At 41.7% G+C, this 20883-nt stretch carries 13 protein-coding genes and 1 pseudogene; 6 read left to right on the top strand and 8 right to left on the bottom strand.

Going from position 1 to position 20883, the window contains the following annotated elements:
• Positions 1-24: 24 nt before the first annotated feature.
• On the bottom strand, positions 25-1047 hold the full coding sequence (locus tag AC21OG_RS07920; RefSeq protein ID WP_487377718.1) for a class 1 fructose-bisphosphatase: 1023 nt from the start codon (positions 1045-1047) through the stop codon (positions 25-27).
• Between the two features lie 538 nt (positions 1048-1585).
• On the opposite strand from AC21OG_RS07920, the gene AC21OG_RS07925 reads away from it, so the two are divergent.
• The 3 genes from AC21OG_RS07925 (at position 1586) to AC21OG_RS07935 (ending at position 4399) form a co-directional block, all read left to right on the top strand.
• Positions 1586-2623 (top strand): aspartate carbamoyltransferase catalytic subunit, encoded by a 1038-nt coding sequence (locus AC21OG_RS07925; RefSeq protein WP_486546956.1) that lies wholly within the window; start codon positions 1586-1588, stop codon positions 2621-2623.
• Between the two features lie 146 nt (positions 2624-2769).
• Positions 2770-3936, top strand: a complete 1167-nt coding sequence (locus tag AC21OG_RS07930) for a dihydroorotase (protein WP_486546892.1) — start codon at positions 2770-2772, stop codon at positions 3934-3936.
• Complete coding sequence (locus tag AC21OG_RS07935; RefSeq protein ID WP_487377717.1) at positions 3929-4399, top strand: DUF2127 domain-containing protein; 471 nt, start codon at positions 3929-3931, stop codon at positions 4397-4399. The genes AC21OG_RS07930 and AC21OG_RS07935 overlap by 8 nt, the downstream gene beginning before the upstream one ends.
• 201 nt (positions 4400-4600) lie before the next feature.
• Here the strand turns inward: AC21OG_RS07935 and AC21OG_RS07940 are convergent, their stop codons facing one another.
• The 6 genes and pseudogenes from AC21OG_RS07940 to paeA all read right to left on the bottom strand — a co-directional run bounded on the left by AC21OG_RS07940 (position 4601) and on the right by paeA (position 12397).
• Positions 4601-5461: an SGNH/GDSL hydrolase family protein gene (locus tag AC21OG_RS07940; protein ID WP_487377716.1), complete on the bottom strand. Its 861-nt coding sequence runs from the start codon at positions 5459-5461 to the stop codon at positions 4601-4603.
• Positions 5462-5914: 453 nt separating this feature from the next.
• A complete protein-coding gene (locus AC21OG_RS07945; RefSeq protein WP_487377715.1) occupies positions 5915-7315 on the bottom strand; it encodes a nicotinate phosphoribosyltransferase in 1401 nt (466 codons plus the stop codon).
• Positions 7316-7540: 225 nt separating this feature from the next.
• Positions 7541-8629 carry a bifunctional nicotinamide-nucleotide adenylyltransferase/Nudix hydroxylase gene (locus AC21OG_RS07950; RefSeq protein ID WP_487377714.1) on the bottom strand — a complete coding sequence of 363 codons (1089 nt, stop codon included), beginning with the start codon at positions 8627-8629 and terminating at the stop codon, positions 7541-7543.
• A 389-nt stretch (positions 8630-9018) separates the two neighbouring features.
• A complete protein-coding gene (gene rarD / locus AC21OG_RS07955) occupies positions 9019-10035 on the bottom strand; it encodes an EamA family transporter RarD (protein ID WP_487377713.1) in 1017 nt (338 codons plus the stop codon).
• Between the two features lie 242 nt (positions 10036-10277).
• Positions 10278-10907 carry a glutathione S-transferase family protein gene (locus tag AC21OG_RS07960; protein ID WP_487377712.1) on the bottom strand — a complete coding sequence of 210 codons (630 nt, stop codon included), beginning with the start codon at positions 10905-10907 and terminating at the stop codon, positions 10278-10280.
• 210 nt (positions 10908-11117) lie between these two features.
• Positions 11118-12397 (bottom strand): annotated as a pseudogene (gene paeA / locus AC21OG_RS07965) (polyamine export protein PaeA).
• Positions 12398-12789: 392 nt separating this feature from the next.
• On the opposite strand from paeA, the gene nfuA reads away from it, so the two are divergent.
• Both nfuA and AC21OG_RS07975 read left to right on the top strand, forming a co-directional pair.
• Entirely contained in the window at positions 12790-13440 is a 651-nt protein-coding gene (nfuA, locus tag AC21OG_RS07970) for a Fe-S biogenesis protein NfuA (protein ID WP_486546884.1), read from the top strand.
• A gap of 424 nt (positions 13441-13864) precedes the next feature.
• Positions 13865-15184 carry an O-acetylhomoserine aminocarboxypropyltransferase/cysteine synthase family protein gene (locus AC21OG_RS07975; protein ID WP_487377728.1) on the top strand — a complete coding sequence of 440 codons (1320 nt, stop codon included), beginning with the start codon at positions 13865-13867 and terminating at the stop codon, positions 15182-15184.
• Between the two features lie 177 nt (positions 15185-15361).
• Here the strand turns inward: AC21OG_RS07975 and AC21OG_RS07980 are convergent, their stop codons facing one another.
• Complete coding sequence (locus tag AC21OG_RS07980; RefSeq protein ID WP_487377711.1) at positions 15362-16381, bottom strand: adenosine kinase; 1020 nt, start codon at positions 16379-16381, stop codon at positions 15362-15364.
• Positions 16382-17355: 974 nt separating this feature from the next.
• On the opposite strand from AC21OG_RS07980, the gene AC21OG_RS07985 reads away from it, so the two are divergent.
• A complete protein-coding gene (locus AC21OG_RS07985) occupies positions 17356-20442 on the top strand; it encodes an insulinase family protein (protein WP_487377710.1) in 3087 nt (1028 codons plus the stop codon).
• Positions 20443-20883 lie beyond the last annotated feature (441 nt).

The raw sequence follows: 20883 nt of genomic DNA on the forward strand, positions 1-20883 counted from the left end.
ATAGTTGCGTTGACTGGGTGCAATTTATTGATGTTCATGTAACTGTTTTACTCTCTCAACTTCATTTTTACTACCTAAGACTACAGCAACACGTTGATGAATCTCTGTCGGCTCATAATCCATGATACGGTTCATACCATCTGTTGAGGCACCACCAGCACGCTCAATTAAAAGGCTCATAGGATTGGCTTCATACATAAGACGCAGCTTGCCAGCTTTGCTAGGGTCTTTGGTATCTTTAGGATACAAGAAGATACCACCGCGGCACAAAATACGATGCACATCGCCAACCATGGCGGCCACCCAGCGGGTATTATAGTTCTTACCGCGTGGGCCAGTACTACCTGCTAGCAATTCATCTACGTACTGCTGTACTGGGGGTAACCAATGACGATAGTTAGAGCCATTTATAGCATACTCTTTGGTATCTTTAGCAATGGCGATATTCTTTTCCACGAGCTCAAATGCATCTGTGCTTGGGTTAAAACTAAACATAAGTACCCCATCATGATTGGGGTCTAGGGGTTCTGCAAAAGTAAATGCCAACATCGCTGATGAGCCATATAGCAAATAACCAGAGGCCAACTGTTCGGTACCTTTTTGTAAAAAGTCCTCATTTTTAGCCGATTTACCTTTATTTTTGTACTCAAGGATTGAGAAGATAGTGCCGGTTGGCATATTAATGTCGATGTTCGAAGAGCCATCTAATGGATCAAATAAGACCAAAAGCTCACCGGATTGATTGGCAGGAGTAGCATCATCCAACTCTTCACTGGCCACACCCGCACAGTGTGGGTTGGCAGTTAATGCCTTTAATAGTAAATCATTAGCGATAACATCAAGCTTCTTTTGTTGTTCACCTTGCACGTTTTCAGCACCTGCTTCACCATGGATATCGGCCAATGCGCCTTTGCGTAGCAGCTCTGTAATTTGTTTTCCAACCGAAGTAATGGTACTTATAACATCGATGACAGCGGCGTTTTTAGTGCTGATGTTAGAAGAAGAGGCGTTTAAATGGTTTTCAAAATAGTCATTTAACGTAGTCATTTGTGGTTCCTTTAACCAATGTATTGAGGAATAGCTCGGTGGTTATAAAGATTTATTATTTGAGGTAAGGCTAAATTCTATGTATAAAATTAGTACGAGAAAAATAAAACGTTTACTTTTTGAAAGCTGCTAAATCGGCTAAACTATACAAGCTGTCATATACGCCATATTTTATCGTTTACAAAAAATATAGAGTTTTAAATTGTTTCAATTTTATCTGTTATTGCTGACTATAAGTGCTCTAAGTTTGTCTGTGCAAAGTGTAACAAAAACCATGCGATATTTCTTCTTCTAGTTTATTTTAAAAGTCACGTTAAAAGTCATATAGCTGATACTGAATCCATTTTAAGCGACTAAAAAAATACTGGTCACCTTAATAACGATATTAGATAAGTAACCACATTAACAACCATAATTAGCAACCATATTAGTAACCACATCGTTCAATTTTATAATTTGCAATCCCTTTTCATACACCTGCTCATAAAGGATACTGGTAACTGCCATGACTGATTCAACACAGAAACATAAGACTGAAATGCAACAACAGTCAACCCAATCTGCTTTTTTTGACTCGACAACGGCTCGACTAAATGCTTCGTTGAGTAAGCCACAACTAAATGAAGATGGTCATATCCGCCACTTTTTAGGGATTGAAGGCTTAAGCCGTGAGCAGTTACAAACCATCATTGCCAAAGCAGAAACCTTCTTTGATACAAACGGACAGCTTATCAACAGCCCTGAACTTGAAGGCTGTACGGTAATGAATTTATTTTTCGAGCCTTCAACGCGTACGCGTACCACGTTTGAGGTGGCAGAAAAAAGACTGGGCGCAAATGTCTTAAATATCGATATTGCGCGATCAAGTACTAAAAAAGGGGAGAGCCTGCGCGATACGTTATGGAACCTACAAGCCATGACCGCGGATATATTTGTCATTCGCCATTCTGCGTCAGGCGCCGCTCACTTCATGGCGACAGAAGTAACACCTGAGATTGCTATTATTAATGGCGGTGATGGTTGGCATGCTCATCCTACCCAAGGCATGCTAGATATGCTGACTATCCATCGTGAAGCACCACGTCCCTTTGAAGAGTTGACGGTTGCTATCATTGGCGATATCAAGCATTCACGTGTCGCACGCTCGGATATTAGTGCTTTGAAAACATTGGGCGTTAAAGAAATCCGAGTCATTGCCCCCCGTACGCTATTGCCTAAAGGCATTGAACGTTATGGTGTTAGAGTATTTGAGGATATAGAGAAAGGGGTAGTGGATTGTGATGTGTTAATGGGGTTACGCATTCAGAATGAACGCATTGGATCGCCATTAATGGCAGAATCAAGCGAGTATTTTAAGAAATATGGCATTACCCCTGAGCGGGTAGCGAAAGCTAAGCCTGATGCGATCGTTATGCACCCAGGCCCAATGAATCGAGGTGTAGAGATTGCATCGAGTGTGGCTGATGGGCCGCAGTCAGTCATATTAAAGCAGGTTAATAATGGTATTGCCATCCGTATGGCGGTGCTGTCGATGGCGATGCAAGGTCAACGTGAATATCAGGCACTACGCTCTTAATACTATCACCATACTATTTTACACCATACTATTTACACCTAACGCTATTAAGCCTAACGCTGATAATAACTCACTAATCAGAAGCTATTAACGTTAGAGCCGCAGGATGCTTACTCACTTTTACAATATTAATAACTGGATTTGTCATGCTAAATTTATTGCCTAAAGATGTCACACAGCCTGATATTGACCCAAAAGATCTTGATACAAAAAAAGACCATTGGTTATTACCGCCTTTGGTGGATTTATGCGCAAGATTGCGAGAGCCCGGTTTACAGCAACATGGTACGCTAAAAACAGAAGGCACTGCAGCACGTAACAATGGCTTCTTACATGTGGTCACCCCACCAGATACCAATCCCATTTTAGAGAACGGCTCATTGCTTAAGGGTTTGCGTGAACGTGCTAAGCAAGATGGTGGCATTTATCTACATGTCCTTGGAGCGTTAACTGCTGGTCTAGAAGGAGATCGACCGGCTAATGTGGCTGGACTAAAAAAGGGCGGCTGTATCGCTGTGACCAATGCGGGACGTCCTTTTAAAAATGACCTAGTCATGTTGCGTACTCTAGAATATGCGGCAACCTTTGATTTAAAGGTTTTCTTCTATCCGAATGAGCCAAGCTTATCCGCAGGCGGCGTAGCACATGATGGCTATATTGCATCTTTTCATGGACTACAAGGTATCCCTTGGCTTGCCGAAACGGTGGCATTATCCGCCCAGTTATTAATGGTCGAGGAAACGGGTATTTCAGCTCACTTTAGTCAACTGACATGTAAGTCATCTGTGGATTTGATGCGCTTGGCTAAGCAACAAGGCTTACCTGTGACCTGTGATGTGGCTATGCATCAATTGCACTTAACCGATGACAATCTCGAAGGCTTTAATGCGCTTGCTTTTGTGTTACCGCCTTTACGCAGTAATACCGATCAAAAAGCATTACTGAAAGGGTTGCAAGATGGCACTATCGACGCTATTTGTAGTCATCATGAGCCGCTTAATGATACGGCGAAGCAAGCCCCATTTGCAGAATCTACACCCGGCATATCAAATTTTGATACCTTTATGGCATTAGGGTGCAAGCTGGTGCGTGATGGAGTACTCACACCTGAGCAGTTAGTCGATAAGATTTGTTTAGCACCTGCTCGGATAGCGGGAATTGAAACGCAGTATAATGAGGTTGGTGGTGCAGTATTGGTCGATCCGAATCAAACTTGGCAAGTGAGTAGAGATAGCTTAATGTCAAAAGGCAAAAATACTCCCTTTTTAAATCAAACCTTACAAGGCAAAGTTATGGAGACTTACTTTGATTGAATCACAGCAGACAAGTGGTTCGATTAAGGCCGTTACTTTGTATGAAGTGATCAAAGGAGTCGGGGCGGTGATTACCGCCTTTGCTTTATGGGCATGGCATAATAATATCTTAACTCTAATAGACTCTGCTAGTCAGGCATGGATTAACCACTTCGGATCTTTATTTAGTGTTCAGGTTGACAGTTTGTCACGGGTGGCACAAAGAGGGGCTGAAAACTGGCAAGTGTTTATGCTATTAGTCTTTGGTTATGGGCTGTTACGCTTTATCGAAGCTTATGGATTATGGAAGGATAAAGCGTGGGCATATTGGTTTAGTATATTGGGTTATGGGTTGTTTATTCCTGCAGAGATATATTATCTAGTCGTGCGACCTTTTGATTGGTTTAAGCTGGTTATATTACTGCTTAATCTTATGGTGGTGTATGTGGTTTATAAGCAAATGCGCCGAAAGAAGCTTATCTAATACCTTTTCTATAAAATAACCTATCTATATCAGGCTCATTAAACCTACTATTTGTAGCGTTAACATTCGCCTTTTTTGATAGATTTATTTCTTAATTTGGTATAAATATAACGGGTAGGTATACCTTTAAGTCATTGAGAACTACTTCTAACCATGGACAGCGAAAAGGCAACTATACAGCCCTTAGCCTAGTAAACACAATTATTCATAACAGTTACTCGTTATGACCTTATTAGTGTCCTTATCGTTAATGTCCTTATCAGCACGCCCATTATTGTCCTTGTTCGTGACCTCATCAATAACTTCAACGATCTTTTCTGCCAGTTTCTTCGCCCAAAAAGCATAGGCGATACTATTGGGATGAAAGCCATCTTCTGAGAACATATCATCTACTGTCAAGCCTGCTTCAGAAAAGTCTACCGTTAAGGTATCAACGTTTGGATGCGATTGACAAATTTCTATCAATTTGTCATTCATAAGGTCTGACTGAGCGCCAATAAACGTGTTTAAAGGGCGGGGTATAGACGGCATATGTGCCATAGGCGGCAGGCATGGGAAGATAATGTATTTGGCGCCAAACTTGCGTTTAGCAAGGGCTATTATCTCTTCAAGTTGCGCTTGCCACTTCTCTAATTTAACACGGGTAGTGGTGTCATTCACGCCAACCATCACAATTATGATATCAAGTTCTGTATCAGGATTGGGAAGTACATACAATCTTCGAAGTACGTCAAAGCTAGTATGTCCGCTAGTGGCATGAAGCTCCCAGTTTAATCTATCAAACCTATTTTGAATCTCAGATGTCGATTGTAATTCGCTTAATAAATGCCCTAACAGGGACTCTTGTTGTGAGTCAACGCCCACTCCTGCAGCAGACGAGTCGCCAGTCATCATTAAGTTAAAATGGTTGTTGGATTTACTGGACTCATTTTTCTTAGCGGACGTTAAGTCAATAACACCTTGACGATCGCCTTGTGCCTCAGGCAAACGAAGGGCGTTGCGTTTGAGTTTACGGCCTTGATAAATATATATCGGGGCTAGAGCGATATCTTTTGGTTGCATAGCATCATCTTATGTTTCTGAGTTAATATTGCTTTATACCTGTTCTATAACCTATCCTTGTTAGATTCGGTTAGGTTTACTGAACCTACTATTTGCAGCGTTTAATGTCGTGTTTAGACTTGCCTTACACGATTGGTTAATATCTAGACTTGGTAGTACTTAGCTGACAATAAGTCTAATGTATTTAAGCGTATTATAGTTAAACGTGAATTCTAATAGTTTGTAGAATGTTAAGCGAAGCGAAACCCACGGCTTACACTTTGACTATTATAATAAGATCATCCCTATCGTAAGTCTAGCTAGGAAATCAATCAAGAAATGCAACGAAATAAAGCGTATGGTGCTCTACAGCACTAAAAAGCTAAAAAGCCCTAACAAATCTTGATAGGGCTTTTAAACTAATAACGAATAAAGGTTGGGTTTAATAAGAGTAGGGTTTAATGAATGCTTAGCCTACCAACCACCAGTTCGCTTACGAATTGAGGTTAAATTCTCATCTACTAGCAATTTACCATCAACGAATACATCCTGTAGCACATTGTCTCTAGGATTAGTGAGCGACTCTTCTTTAATGGTGGTTAATTGACCTTTAGTATCTTTAATCAATGCCAACCGGCCTTTTTTAGAGCGTTTTGAACGACTGGTAATAGGGTCTTTGAAGATCTCTTTCCATTCGCCATTGATACTAATCGCACTGGCTTTCATCGCCCAGCTCATGGTGTCACGATTGACTTGCTGCAATAATCCTCCACCCATACCAAATGTGACATTGTCTGCACTAAAGCCTGCCTGCATAATGGTATCCAAAATCCTACCTAAGCTATGTGGACCAATACCATCGCCTTGAATAAGGCGCACATAATCTGGCAACACTTTATAGCCTTTGCTGTTGACGGTATACCCGAATTTGACAGATAAGCGCTCAAGAGCTTCACGGACCACTTTAGCAGGGTCACCACTGTCAGGACGAATGACCAGCGTGCCGCCCATCGTTTCGACTTGTTGTTTAAGCTCATCCCCCCAAATATTGTCAATGGCATTCCACAAGTCATAACTGTCTGAAACAACGGCTACTAAATGACCCTCACCACCAAATTTATCCAGCATATTGGCATAAGCGTCACGTTCACGCTCGCGACCCCAAGAGGTCATAGTGCTATGCTCGGCTGCAGGAATTGAGAAGGCAGGCATTTCCTTATCCATCCCATACCATCGACTTGCAGCGATTAAGGAGGTCATGCTGTCGGTACCGGAGAAGTTAACTAAATGCGCTAAGCTTCCTAGAGCCACAGATTCCATACTCGATGCGCCTCGAGCACCAAAGTCATGCAATTTGAACGGTAAGCCCGCTGTACTATCAGCAGATTTCTCTAATGCTGCTTTGATTACGTTTTTACAAAAGAAGGAAACACTGGCCACTGTAGAGGGATACCATATCGCGCGTAATAAAGAGGTTTCTAAATAGCTTGGCAACCAATAAAACTCAGGATCTGTATTGACTATCTGGCAGACGACATTTGAGACAGGTACGATACTACCCTCAGGAACGGCTTGAATGCGAACGGGAAGGTAGCCGCCATGCTTTTCAACGAGTCTCTCCCAACCTGAGCGGTTAAACGGAAGACCATGGGCCGTAATGACAGCTTCAGCCTCATCAATATGGGCGGTAGTGATGGGGTCTTTAAGATACTCTTTAATAAAGGCTTGAAGGCCAAAGAATACAACATCATAGTCGCCTTTACGGGCTTCGACGTAGCTTGACATATACTCACTACCGGGTGGATATTGCAACCAGTGTGAGGCCTTATAGCTGTCTGAATTGAGAATGAGATTATTAAAATTACCAGTGTACATAACAGAACTCCTCTGTTTAAAAAACGACCCCCCAATCGAAAAAACAATGGGGGGCTCATTATCACTGCTAGCTTGGCAATTCTAGACAGTGTGTTGAACCCTCGCCGTCTATCAGCTCAGGTAGGTAAAAAAGGTTGACGAAGATATAGTTAACTATATGATTTATTGAATGTTTAACAGGTATACATAATAATAAGTTAAATTTTGGCTATAAAAGATAAAAATTTACAACCCGACCATTTTGGAAATAATCGCATAATGGTCTTCAAACATTTTTGAGGCATCAAGCTTGGCTAAAGGCAACCAAAATGCTTTGGTAGCATCATCGCCCCCTTTGACTTTAGGCAGGCCTTTGGCGTCATTTTTTAGTTGGAAATAAAAGGCTTGCGTAATAGTACGACCACGGGCTGAGCGGTAAGGATCATCAAAAGTATGCTGTGAATGTCTTGAGCCACGTAAGACAGGCTCTGGTACTTTAAGTTTGGTCTCCTCCCTTAATTCTCGAATACAAGCATCGAGCAGGGTCTCTTTTTGATCAATAAAGCCGCCAGGTAATGCCCACAGTCCACGACCAGGCATACTGCGGCGTTCAACAAGCAATATATGACCAGACTGAACCACTACAGCATCCGCCGTCATAAAGGTAGGCGGATACGGAGTATCTTGCCACTGCTTTTTATAATTATCGACAAACCATGCTTCTTCTTGTAGCTTTTGATAGTCATCCGTTTGTTTAAACTGCTCTAAAACGTCCCGTGTCGAGGCGGGCGAGCGATCGCCGGTCGGGGTTGCCCCCATTAAATAACCTTCGCGAATAGGCGTGGCTGATAAATTTTTGTAATTCGGAACGGAGATTGACTGCCAGTTTGGAAACAGAGACAGGTAGTAAGAAGAGCTATCTTTTGAGTGACCAATGAGGGCAATATCAGCGCTTAAGTCTTGAGTGACCGAATAAATGGCAGCCTGCACATATTGCAGCCAACGTGTATCGTTATACAGCGCATCATCAAGTCCCACACAATGAATGCGTTTGGCATCTTTTTTAGAATAAGCCCCTTGAATCATTTGTGCTCGCTCTTCTACACTAAAAGGATTACGTAGACTGCGGGGTAAGTTCGCAGAGCCGATCAGCATAATTACATTTTCTGCACGGTTTAACGCCTCATCAACCACTGCTTTGTGACCTAAATGAAACGGCTGAAATCGACCTATAAATACTAAATATTTATAACGGCGAGTTTTGTTTTTACCCCCTTTTGCGCTATTGGATTGATTTGCTGGGTCCATAGGGCTTTGTTCGGGTAACACACTCATTATTTCGACTCCTGCAGTGGCAATACATGACTTTTAAACGGTGATATTAGCTTATTTAATTAGGAATATATCTTTAACTTTAATAAGCTTATCAAGTTATTAGGACATAGAAGTAATACCAGTTCTATAAAATAACCTATCCTTCTCAAGCACAGTCAGACTCGTTGAACCTACTTTGTGTAGTGTTTGCTTTCGTCTTCCTCGATAGGTTAATTTCTAAATTTGATATAAGTTATAGTGACATATTAACAGCGTTAAAAACAACAATGAAAGCGTGTTAAAACGTAAAATTACCAAACTATCTGAGAGTCATTGGCTTTGTTACTGATATCACACTGCCAGTATATGAGTGCCTCCAGCCAAATATGCGATACTTATTAGCGTTAAATTTAACTGACCCGTGCGCCTTTTAGCCAACGTTTAGTCTGTCGTCTATTAGCCTGAATTTGACGGACACCATGAGCAATCAAAAACATTATCCCTATCCATATTAGTCCATAGCTATAGAGCATGGCTGGCTCAAAGGTATCTCCTAATACAGTGATGGCTAAGAAAAACAAAAATACGGGCTCGAGGTAGCTCATCATGCCAAATACATTGACGGGTAACATTTGACTGGCATCTATGTTGGTTTTTAAGGCCAATACGCTAATGATACCTAGGCTGACCACTAAGAAAAGATAAACCGCTGAGCTGGTTACAAAATTAATATTACTAGGCGCAACATATAGTAAGTAAGCCAAGGCAATGGGCAAAAATAAAGTTAAATCCACTAGCATGCCAGTCATCGCCGTTACGCCCTGCAGTCGCCGCATAATGTAGTAAATCGGATAAGTGCCACATACCCATAACGTCGCCCATGAAACGCTTTGGGTGCGTATGATTTCAATACCAATACCCAACATCGCAAAAATAACCGCGGTCCACTGTAATCGGCTAAGGCGCTCTTTAAAGAATAGAAATCCAAATAGCACCATCATTAAAGGGAATAAGAAATAGCCCATTGCCACTTGAACCCCTTGATCATTAACTGGCGCCCACATAAATAACCACAGTTGACTAAAGAATATAGGCGTCGGCAACAGTAACCATGCTAATTGTTTTGCAGTCTTGAATTGACGTATGACATTAATATGCATACGCAATCGACTTCTAAGTATCAAGAACGTTATCAAAACTACCCACATAGACAGCATACGCCATATAAAGACTTGGCTGCCTGATAATGGCTTTAAAAGATGGCTATAAAAGTAGAGTATGGCAAACAGTATGTTTGAGATGATTGCCAATATGACACCCACAATAGCAGTACGCTGTTGTATTTCATTTTTTGCCCAATAGGAGATGAATGGTAATCCAGTCATTGGCTTATTTGAGATTTGATGAGAGGCATCATGATTAGGCATATAAGGCACCATAAAGTTATTACAAAAACCAGTTACACCCTTATCTATATCTATAGTAGGAACTCAATACAGACCCTAGTGCACCATACTTGGGCTAGAGATATTAAAATATAAAAATAAAAACCCCCTTGGATAATTAAGGGGGTCGTTTAAAGTGAGCTAAAGACGTTATTAAAGAGGCCATTAAAAGCTAAACGTGATACGTTAGTTTTATTGGGATGTTACTATAATGTGAGACGTTACTATAATGAGTTTATTTTTTCAAGACCTTCTTGACGTAGAGCTTCTGTGACGCTCTCATCCGATTCAATACGGTTAATAAACGGATTAAAGTTAGCATAAGATGACAAATCTAACCCAAATTTCTTCGACCAACGCATGACCACATATAAGTATAGGTCAGCAGTAGATTTAGTGCCTGTCAGGTACTGTTGTTTGCCTAACTGTTCATTAGCAAGGGCTAACATATCGACCAGTTTTTGCTTGGTGTTTTTTTCTAGTTCGGCTTGAGCCGACTTATCACTGACAAAACTTTCTGGGCTAAATAAGGGAGCAAATCCTTTGTGAACATCTGAGTTCAAATACGCCAACCAATGCATAACCTCAGCTTGCTCAGCAGCAGTGGTAAAGTTACCGAATATTTTGGTATCGGGAAAAGAGGCATTGATATAACTTTGTACCGCTATGTTTTGGGTAACGACGGTATCCCCATCGACGATTGCAGGTACAGAACCTTGAGGGTTAATTTTAAGATATTCCTCTGATTTCACAGAATCATGATCCATGACTTCAAGCTCATACTCTGCTCCAGTCCATTCAAGAGCGGTATGAGGCACAAACGAGCAGGCACCTGGTAAGACGTATAATTTCATATTATTATCCTTATTAAATGAGTTGTTGACTGAGTTATTAGAATTTTTTGGTTTAATTATTGAATTGTGTTACTAACAACGTTTTACGAACCTAATTGAGTGTAAAGAAGGCAAAAGGATAATTCAATTTCAAAATGTGAAGATGAGTCGGTATTCTCTAGGTGTGTTTGGTCTTCATACTTTTTAAGATGCTCATACTTCATAAGGTGCTTATACTTTTTCATCCTCATCTATCTTAGAGACCAACAATTGGTTAATTTTAAGATTCTCAGTATCTAAGATTTCAAATTTAAAGCCGGCATGTTCAATGATATCTGTTTTTTTGGTATTTTTCTGAGCATATACATCATAAAGCCGCTAATGGTTTCATAGTTTTCAGAATTAGGAAAGCTAAACACGCCAAGCGTACGTATGACATCCTCAATGGGCGTCATACCATCAACCAGCCATGAGTTTTCGGATCGTTGCACAATCGGTTGTTCATCCACTGTGACCAGCTCACCCATGACGATACTCATCACGTCTTTTAAGGTAATTACACCCACCACTAGGGCGTATTCATTGACAATGACAGCGAAATCAGACCCCGTACTTTTAAAGGTTTCTAGCACATCAAATAAAGTCAATGTGTCTGGGATAAAAAGGGCGGTATGCAGAATATTGGCATCGGTTAATTTTACCTTTTTCTCTTTTAAGATTAAGGCTAAGTACGCTCGAGACTCAACATAACCAAGGGTTTGCTCCAAGTCATCTTCTAAACATATCAAAAACTTATGATGCGGCTTCTGAATCATAGTCTCAATGATGATATCTTCTTTCTCTAATGAGTCAAAATAAATAATATTCTCACGCGTAGTCATTACTGAGGTGACGGTACGTTCCTGCATCTCAAAAATATTGGCAATAAGATGATGCTCTTGTTTTTTTAAAACCCCCGCTTCTGCACCTGCATCCATGACTGCAAAGATATCCTCTGAGGTCATATCATCACGGCGAACGGTAGAGATACCTAGTAGCTTAAATAAGATATCAGCGGCGCCATCAAACACCCAAATCATCGGCTTAAATATAAAAATAAGGGTCATCATAGGACGGACTAAGCGTATGGCAATAGGCTCAGCAAAAGACATGGCAAATCGTTTCGGCATCAGATCTGCAAACAACACAAAGGTACTGGTTACAAAAATGAAAGACAAAACAGAAGCGAGTGTCTCATGACCAAAAATATTAACCAAATAGGGACTGATGGCTGATTCGCCGATGACACCTGCCAAAATTGCCACCGCATTGAGCAGTACTTGAACCACGGTAATAAAGCTACCCGGATTGTCTTGCATACCTAAGACATCAAGCGCCCGAATATCTCCTTCCTTGGCCAGAATTTGTAGTTTGATTTTGCGGGCAGATGCCAATGCCAACTCTGAGCTTGAGATAACCGCACTGACGGCTATTAATAAAAAAATAGAGATTATCGCACTGATTAGACTCATGATAGTAAGCTCTAAACCTTTTGTTTAGCCATTGATATAGGACGACAGATTGTATCCTATCGTTTTAATTAGGGTATCGTTTTAATTTGGGTGATAGAGAAGTATAAGCCGCCTTAAAGCCTATGACGGGAAGCAATATCCGGCCAATTTATCACAGTATTATAAAGTAAATTTAGAACAAGTAAGCATGATATGTCATATCTACTTTAAAAGAGGGTTTATCAGCATGTCTTATCTGTGTAGTTATGGTGATTTACCTTGATTAATTTACAATCACCGCCATAATAGAACCATAAAAGCTTTATATTAAATTTTGTTCGTTTTGGACGATTCGTTCTGAACCAGAATTAAATGTGAGCCTGCAAATTTTCCACACTATAAGAGGTCATACTATGACTGATAACGCACACGTTTCTGCTATCGATACTGATCAGACAGACATCAAAACCAATATAACAATTACCGAATCCGCTCAAGGGTATTTAGCTGAGTTATTAGCGAAACAAGAGACACCGGGTATTGGTGTTCGTATTTTCGTTGAACATCCAGGCACACCACGCGCAGAGTGTTGCATGGCTTATAATCAGCCTGGTGAAGAAGACGCTGCTGACTTACAAATGCCATTTGAAGACTTTACAGCTTATATTGAAGCCAGCTCTGTGCCTTATTTAGAAGATGCGGTGATTGATTATAATAAAGATCGCTTTGGGGGTCAGTTAACCTTCCGCGCGCCGAACTCTAAAGTACCTAAGGTTGGGGCGGATGCCAGTGTTGAAGAGCGTATTAATTACGTGCTGCAATCTGAGATTAACCCAAGCTTAGCTGCTCATGGGGGTAATGTTCAGTTATTAGAGCTTATCGAAGAAGAGGGCGTTGGTCTAACTGCGGTACTTAAATTTGGTGGCGGCTGTCAGGGCTGTTCTGCTGTAGACATGACACTGCGTCAAGGTGTTGAAGTACAGCTTAAACAACAAATCCCAGAGCTTACGCAAGTGGTTGATGAAACCGACCATACCCGTACCGAGAATGCTTATTACAAGTAAGCTTTATTTTTAATTAGACAATTAAATTAAGTTGTGGGTAACGTAAGTTTTATTAGTGTCAATAGCTTACAAGTATGACATACATTTAGCTATTATCTTGATCATTAAGCTGGGTTATCATTGGATAATTCAGCTTTTTTATGGCTTAATTAAAGTCAATTACGCTTCAAGCCTATAAATGGGTTATATAGTCGTAGTCAGATAAATGAGGTACAAGGCAATCGAGTGTAAGTAATATTGGTGTAGGCTAAGCAAAATTAACACCGTAACTTTTTTATATGGCTATGACTGTAGGTGTTCTTGACACCTATGATAGTTGTATCAGAGTACGATACAATGATAGCGTTTGATTCACTCGCTGAGTCACTAACCATTCATCGGTATAGTTTAATTTATTTAAGGAAGACTTATGAGTAATGAAGAGATGTCAAAGAATAACGTTACTGACACTACCAATGAGGACACTAAAAACCACCGTTTAGAAACGCTGTCTATCCATGCCGGTTACAGTGTAGAGCCAACCACTAAAGCAGTCGCTGTGCCCATTTATCACACCAGCTCTTATGCGTTTGATGACACCCAGCATGGCGCTGACTTATTCGACTTAAAAGTTACTGGTAATATCTATACCCGCATTATGAACCCAACCAATGCGGTGTTAGAGGAGCGTGTGGCAGCATTAGAAGGGGGCATTGGGGCGTTAGCAGTTGCTTCAGGTATGGCGGCGATCACTTATGCAGTACAAACTATTTGTGAAGCAGGCGATAATATCCTTGCCGTATCGACCTTATATGGAGGTACTTATAACTTATTTGCGCATACTTTACCACGCCAAGGTATCGAAGTGCGCTTCTTTGACTATCGAAACCCTGAAGCCATACATGACCTTGTTGATGACAAAACCAAAATGGTATTTGCTGAAAGTATCGGCAACCCGCTAGGTAATATCATTGATATCGAAGCGATAGCGGAAGCGGCGCATAAACACGGTGTTCCAGTGGTAATTGATAATACAGTCGCCACACCAGTACTATGCCGTCCCTTTGAATATGGGGCAGATATTGTCGTTCATTCATTGACTAAATATATGAGTGGTACCGGTACGTCAATTGGTGGTGCTATCGTGGATAGTGGTCAGTTCAATTGGGGTGATTATCCTGAGCGTTTCCCGATATTGAATGAGCCTGATGTGAGCTATCACGGTGTCAACTTTGTGAAAGATGTGGGCGCGGCGGCCTTTATTGCACGGGCACGGGTAGCCCCATTACGTAATACAGGGGCGGCCTTAAGTCCACTAAATGCATTTAGTATCATGCAAGGGATTCAGACATTAAGCCTACGTATGGAACGTCATGTTGCCAATGCTCAAGCAGTGGCAGAGTATCTTAAAGCCCATGATAAGGTGTCATGGGTTAAGTACGCGGGCTTGCGTGATCATCCCGATCATGCGTTGGCAAAAAAGTATGTCAAAGGAACGCCTTCTGCGATATTGACCTTTGGGGTGAAAGGGGGACGTGAAGCGGGTGCTCGGTTTATTGATGCGCTGAATCTGATTACCCGTTTGGTTAATATAGGCGATGCCAAATCTTTAGCGAGCCACCCTGCGACGACGACACACCGTCAGCTAAATGCGGAGGAGCTTGAGCAAGCTGGGGTCAGTGAAGATATGATTCGTCTGTCCATTGGTATTGAACATATCGAAGACATTAAGGCGGATCTTGAGCAAGCATTAGATAAAGTTTAGTAACTTTTTTGACCCAATTATGCATAATAACTTGATTTGTCGAAATTACTCGGCCTGTGTTTGACGTGAGCGGGCTGGTTTTACAGGTTGTGGTTATTGGTACAATTTGTATTAGAACTGGTGTATATTTAACGAACAAAAGCCCCAGACTAGATCAGTCTGGGGCTTTTTGTTAGATTAAGCATGTAAGACGTTCTTCGCAATGCTTTGGTATTCAGATGCTGTCAGTCTTGGCCCAAATTGCTGAACAATATGACTGGCAACCATCCCTGCCAATTGAGCACACTGCTCTATTGAATGCCCATTTGTCAGCGCATAAAGAAAACTTCCAGAGTAGTTATCACCGGCACCATTAGTATCAAGCACTTTATCCACTGTTGGGGTGCTAACGACCGTAAGTTCTAAAGAGCCGTCCTCTGCACGTTGGTATATGACGGTATCATCAGGACCGTTGGTCACGACAGCAAGCTCACAGTATTGAGTTAAAGCCTGTGCCGCCTGCTTAATCTCATCTGTTTGCGTGAACAGCTTAGCTTCTTCCACGTTACAGAAGATGGCATTAACTCCATCACCTAGCATCTCAAGTAAGCCCTCTTTGCCAAAGTTTATGACCGAGGGATCAGCAAAGCTGACTGCTATCTTAGTATGGTTAGTTTTGGCTTGTTGACGTAGCTTTTGCAGCGCAGGGCGTAAGCTTGCTGACATTGCCAAGTAACCTTCAAGATACAGCCATTGGCTTTGACTAAGTGCGTCAAAATCAATATTGGCTATATCGATATCACTTGATGTGCCCAAGTAAGTTTGCATGGTGCGTTCGCCATCTGGGGTGATAGCCACCACACAAGATCCGGTCACTCCGCCTTCAAACACTGATAACTCAGACGATGTGGCAACGCCGGCTTGATTTAAGTCACTCAGATAAAAATGACCAGCATCATCATCTCCGACACGACAGCCGTAAAAGGAGGTGCCCCCTAAGCACGAAAATGCAAACATAGCATTGGCAGCTGAGCCGCCGCCAGATTGCTTAGAAGGTAGTAAATTCTGGTCTTTAAACTCATTTAAGAGTGTCGTTTGTTCCTCAAGGCTTGCTAAGGTCATGGTGCCTTTGGTTAAGCTGGTTTTGGTCAGTTGTTCGTCATTTAATAGGTATTCGTGATCTACTAAAGCATTGCCTACCGCCATTACATCGTACATAGTGTGTCCAAAATATTGTGTCGAAGTGATATGAAAAAAAGCCTAATCTTTTGAGTTGCTATGATACGGCAAATGATGACGTTTGTGGAGATGAATGTAAGGGAATTTTAAGCGATATCTGTGAAACCTTGAACAGCCATCTAACTATAATAAAAAAATAATGTTTAAATTGTATGTAGTAATAAACTATTGATTTTATTAATAAAAAATATTGATTATAAATTATACAATTTAAGGATAAGCCTTATCATTTGTTGGGTTAATAGTGTCAAGTGATGAGTTATACACAGAGTTATCCACAGACTATGGGGGTAACTGTGAGAGTGCTTTATATTTGGAGGCTCTTAAAGATGATTTATCAAAGACGTCATAGTAGGGTATTGCAAAATTATGAATTAATTATTAAGGAATGACTCTTCAGTTATGAGGTGTTCCACAAAATTTAACTTATTTAATTGCACCTTCTAGTTTTAACTTCATCAAATTTAAAACCACTAATTTTAATTCTTAGCTATTAATCCTCAAATATTAATCATCCAAATCATCGACTAAATTTAAACGAGCTTTAAGTTCACATTCCTAGTACAGGCTCATAGAGTTATTTGTAAAGTATATTAGCGTGTGGATGAGACAACTTTTTAATGATTAAAGACCATAATTAAAGAGCTTAAAACTCTATCTACTGTAAAACTAATTTTGAAATTATAAATAGTACAAGTAGACTAGGGTATCTATTATTACCAGTCTCTAGGGCAATGACTTTAAATAACGACAAACGACTCCATAGACTAGTATTAGTCCATAATATAAAACACTTATAAAATAAGCCTAAAACAACATCAGGATAAAAGCTGCCTTGAACTTATAAACGGGCCATATAAGTTGCAGACTCCATCAAAGTCTTAACACTGAAGCTTTAGAAACGTTAGTTTATACGCATATAATACCAATACCTTGCGAGAGCGAGACACTACATGAGCGAACCTATGAATTCTATGAATAAAGACAACACCACACCCGATCTAACCTTGCATCCCAGCTTTAAACTACTCGAACATCGCAAAATTGAGGCATTATCCTTAGATGTGTTAATCAGTCAACACAGCCAAACTGGGGCAATGCACTACCATTTAGCGCACCCAAGTGATGAGAACGCGTTTTTGGTTGGCTTTCGTACCCAGCCTATGGACTCAAAAGGTGAGGCGCATATTCTTGAGCATACAGCTTTATGTGGTTCTGCTAAATATCCGGTGCGTGACCCGTTTTTCTCAATGATAAAGCGCTCGCTCAATACCTTTATGAATGCGATGACAGCGGCAGATTGGACCGCTTATCCGTTTGCGACACAAAATAAAAATGACTATTTTAACCTGTTGTCTATTTATTTAGATGCGTCGTTTTTTCCTCGTTTACATCCGCTAGATTTCGCTCAAGAAGGCATTCGTGTTGAGCTTGATGAGGATGACAAGCCGCAGTTTAAAGGCATTGTATTTAATGAGATGAAAGGGGCAATGAGCGGTGAGATTGACCAGCTATATCATAGTGTGGCTCATCATCTATTCCCAACCACGACGTATCACTATAATTCAGGTGGGGATCCAGCAGATATTCCAGATCTAACGCATGAAGAGTTGGTCAGCTTCCATAAAAGCCATTATCATCCCTCAAACAGCGTGATAATGAGCTTTGGAAATATCCCAGTAGCAGAGACTCAAGCCAAGATTCATGACGATGCGTTAGGACAATTTAGCCTTGGTAAAAAGCATGAGTCCCGTGCCGAAATACGGTTTGATGCGCCCGTTAAAGTGACAGAAACCTATACGGTAGACGAAATAGATAAGGCACAAACGCATCATGTGCTAGCTTGGCTATTGCCCGAGATTACCAATCCGAGACAGCGCTTAGCGTTACGTTTGTTAGAAGGGGTATTGATAGAGCATGCTGGATCGCCATTGCGGGCTTATCTGGACAGCCATCCTTTAGCCACGGGACCAAGTCCTTTATTAGGACTTGACGACAGTCACTATGAAATGGTGTTTTATGCAGGCGTACGGGGTTCTGAAGAAGAGCACGCAGAGGCCATCGAGCAAGGTATTTTAGATCTGTTGCAGCAAATAGCGAGCAGTGAGATTGATGCAGAGACGATCGAAACTATCTTACATCAGATTGAGATTGATCAGCGTCATATTGGCGGTGACAGTATCCCTTATGGGTTGAACTTAATGTTAGAAGGCTTTAGTACCGCCATTCATGATGGCAATCCGATTGACATTTGGGAAGTGGATGAGCATCTACAGTGGTTACGTGAGCAAGTAAAAGATCCTGCTTGGTTGCCAGGATTGATTAAGCAGCATTTATTAGACAATGCCCACCGTGTTCGCGTGACATTGGTTCCAGATGCGACTAAATCTGCCAAGCTTGCTGAAGCAGAACAAGCTAGGCTTGATGCCCTCGAAGCCACTCTAACAGAGGCGGACAAGCAGCAGTTGAAACAACAGGCTTTAGATTTGGCTGCCCGTCAGGCCGCAGAGGATGACCTAAGCTTATTACCAAAAGTAGGCTTAGAGGATGTGCCTGAGTCGGTGAGCTTTGTGCAAGGTGAGCTAGTGGATATCACGCTTGAAGGTAGGGACAGTGTACTGCATCAATATCAAGCAGGCACTAACGGCTTGTATTATTATCAATTGATTATGCCTTTGGCGGGTCATGATGATCTCATCAATCATCCTCTATTGCCCATCTACTTAGGATTATTATCAGAGCTAGGTACAGACACCTTAACGGCACGTGAGTTTCAGGCCCTGCAAGCCGCTCACTCGTCTGGGGTGACAGCGCGTGTGAGCCAACGTACGACCACTTATGATGCTAATGCGTTGACCAGCTACTTTGTGGTTGCCACACGGGCACTCAATCGTAAACCTGAAGCTATTGACTTGGTGAAGCAAGTCCTTGAGCACAGTGTCTTTACTGAGCATGACCGTATCAAAGAGTTGCTTCAACAAAAACGCTCAGGCTGGCAGTCCCGTGTAGCCAGTGCTGGTCACGCTTATGCCATGCAGACCGCGAGCCGTGGCATGAGTCGTCAGGCCGAGCTTGAGTATGTGCGTAGTGGCTTACCGGCATTAAATGCCCTTAAAGCATTTTTAGCACATGCTGAAGACGATGAGTCTAAATGGGATGAGCTGGCTGGTGCATTAATGGCATTGCACAAGCGCTTTGCCAGCTTACCTAAGCAGGCTTTGATTGTGTGTGAGCCCGAACAGACTGAGCATTTCAAAAGCTTAATTGAGCAAAGTTGGCAGGCGTCCTCTAATACAGGCGGTCATAAAGACAACACTAACCTGCTTTCTGAAACTATCCCTACTGAATATACCGAGCTACAACTTAAGCTGACGGCAAGTGAGAAGGCGTCGATTGATAGTAAAGGTAGTAATGACAATTTTAGTAAAGACAATGACGCTGACAAATCGGTCGCACAGGTCGAAGACTTAGCGTGGCTGGTCGCAACCAATGTCTATCACAATGCGTCTGTCTTCCCAGCTGTGACTGCAGACCACCCTGATGCGCCTGCTTTAATGGTATTAGCTCCCTACTTACGTAACGGCTATCTACACAGCGCCATTCGTGAACGAGGCGGTGCTTATGGAGGCGGCGCAGGCTATGACGCCAATGCCAGTGCTTTTAAGTTCTTTAGCTATCGAGATCCGCACTGTGCAGAAACCTTTGAACACTTCATACAAAGTGTACAATGGTTGCTCAATGAGCCACAGCAGCCTGAACAATTAGAAGAAGCCATCTTAGGTATCGTCTCTGGCATGGACAAACCGGGTTCACCAGCAGGTGAGGCAGTGAAGTCTTGTTTTGCAGAGTTGCATGAGCGTGGTGAGGCTTGGCAGCAGGATATGCGTGGCAAAATCCTTGCCGTCACTTTAGAAGATCTAAAACGAGTCGCCTCAACCTATCTAAAAGACAAGCCTAGCGTTAAGGCAGTTTTAGCGCCGTTTGATAAGGAAGAGGTGGTTAAGTCTTTAGGATTTAAGGTGGATAAAGTTGCCAGTTAGGGCGTGTGGAACATTCGCAAATTAGCACTGCTGATAGCTAAAATCGTTCCAGACTAGGCGCAAACTGACGCTAATGCCCGAAGCGTATTGGACCTTGGCTAGGTTTGTAACAATGTCTGGGGCGATTTTAGCATCAGCCCGAAGGGGCGGGACTCTTTTTTGCCAATATATGGCGAAATTTTATAACTTAGAATGACTAAGCGTCAAAAATTTCACTGCATATTGACTAAAAAATAGTCTCCGCCAGTGCCATGGTCGAATGTTCCACACGCCCTAATGGGTGTTTAACCTTTAAATCGTCTCGTTAACTTAAAGAGAATGTTGATAGTATTAAGCCCCCAAACATAGCGTTATGTTTGGGGGCTTTCATTGCATTATACTTTATTAGGACTTAATCACGAGTAGACATTATGGCAACTGGTAATTATTTATGAATCCTCT

The sequence above is a fragment of the Psychrobacter sp. CX5 genome (assembly GCF_057621535.2).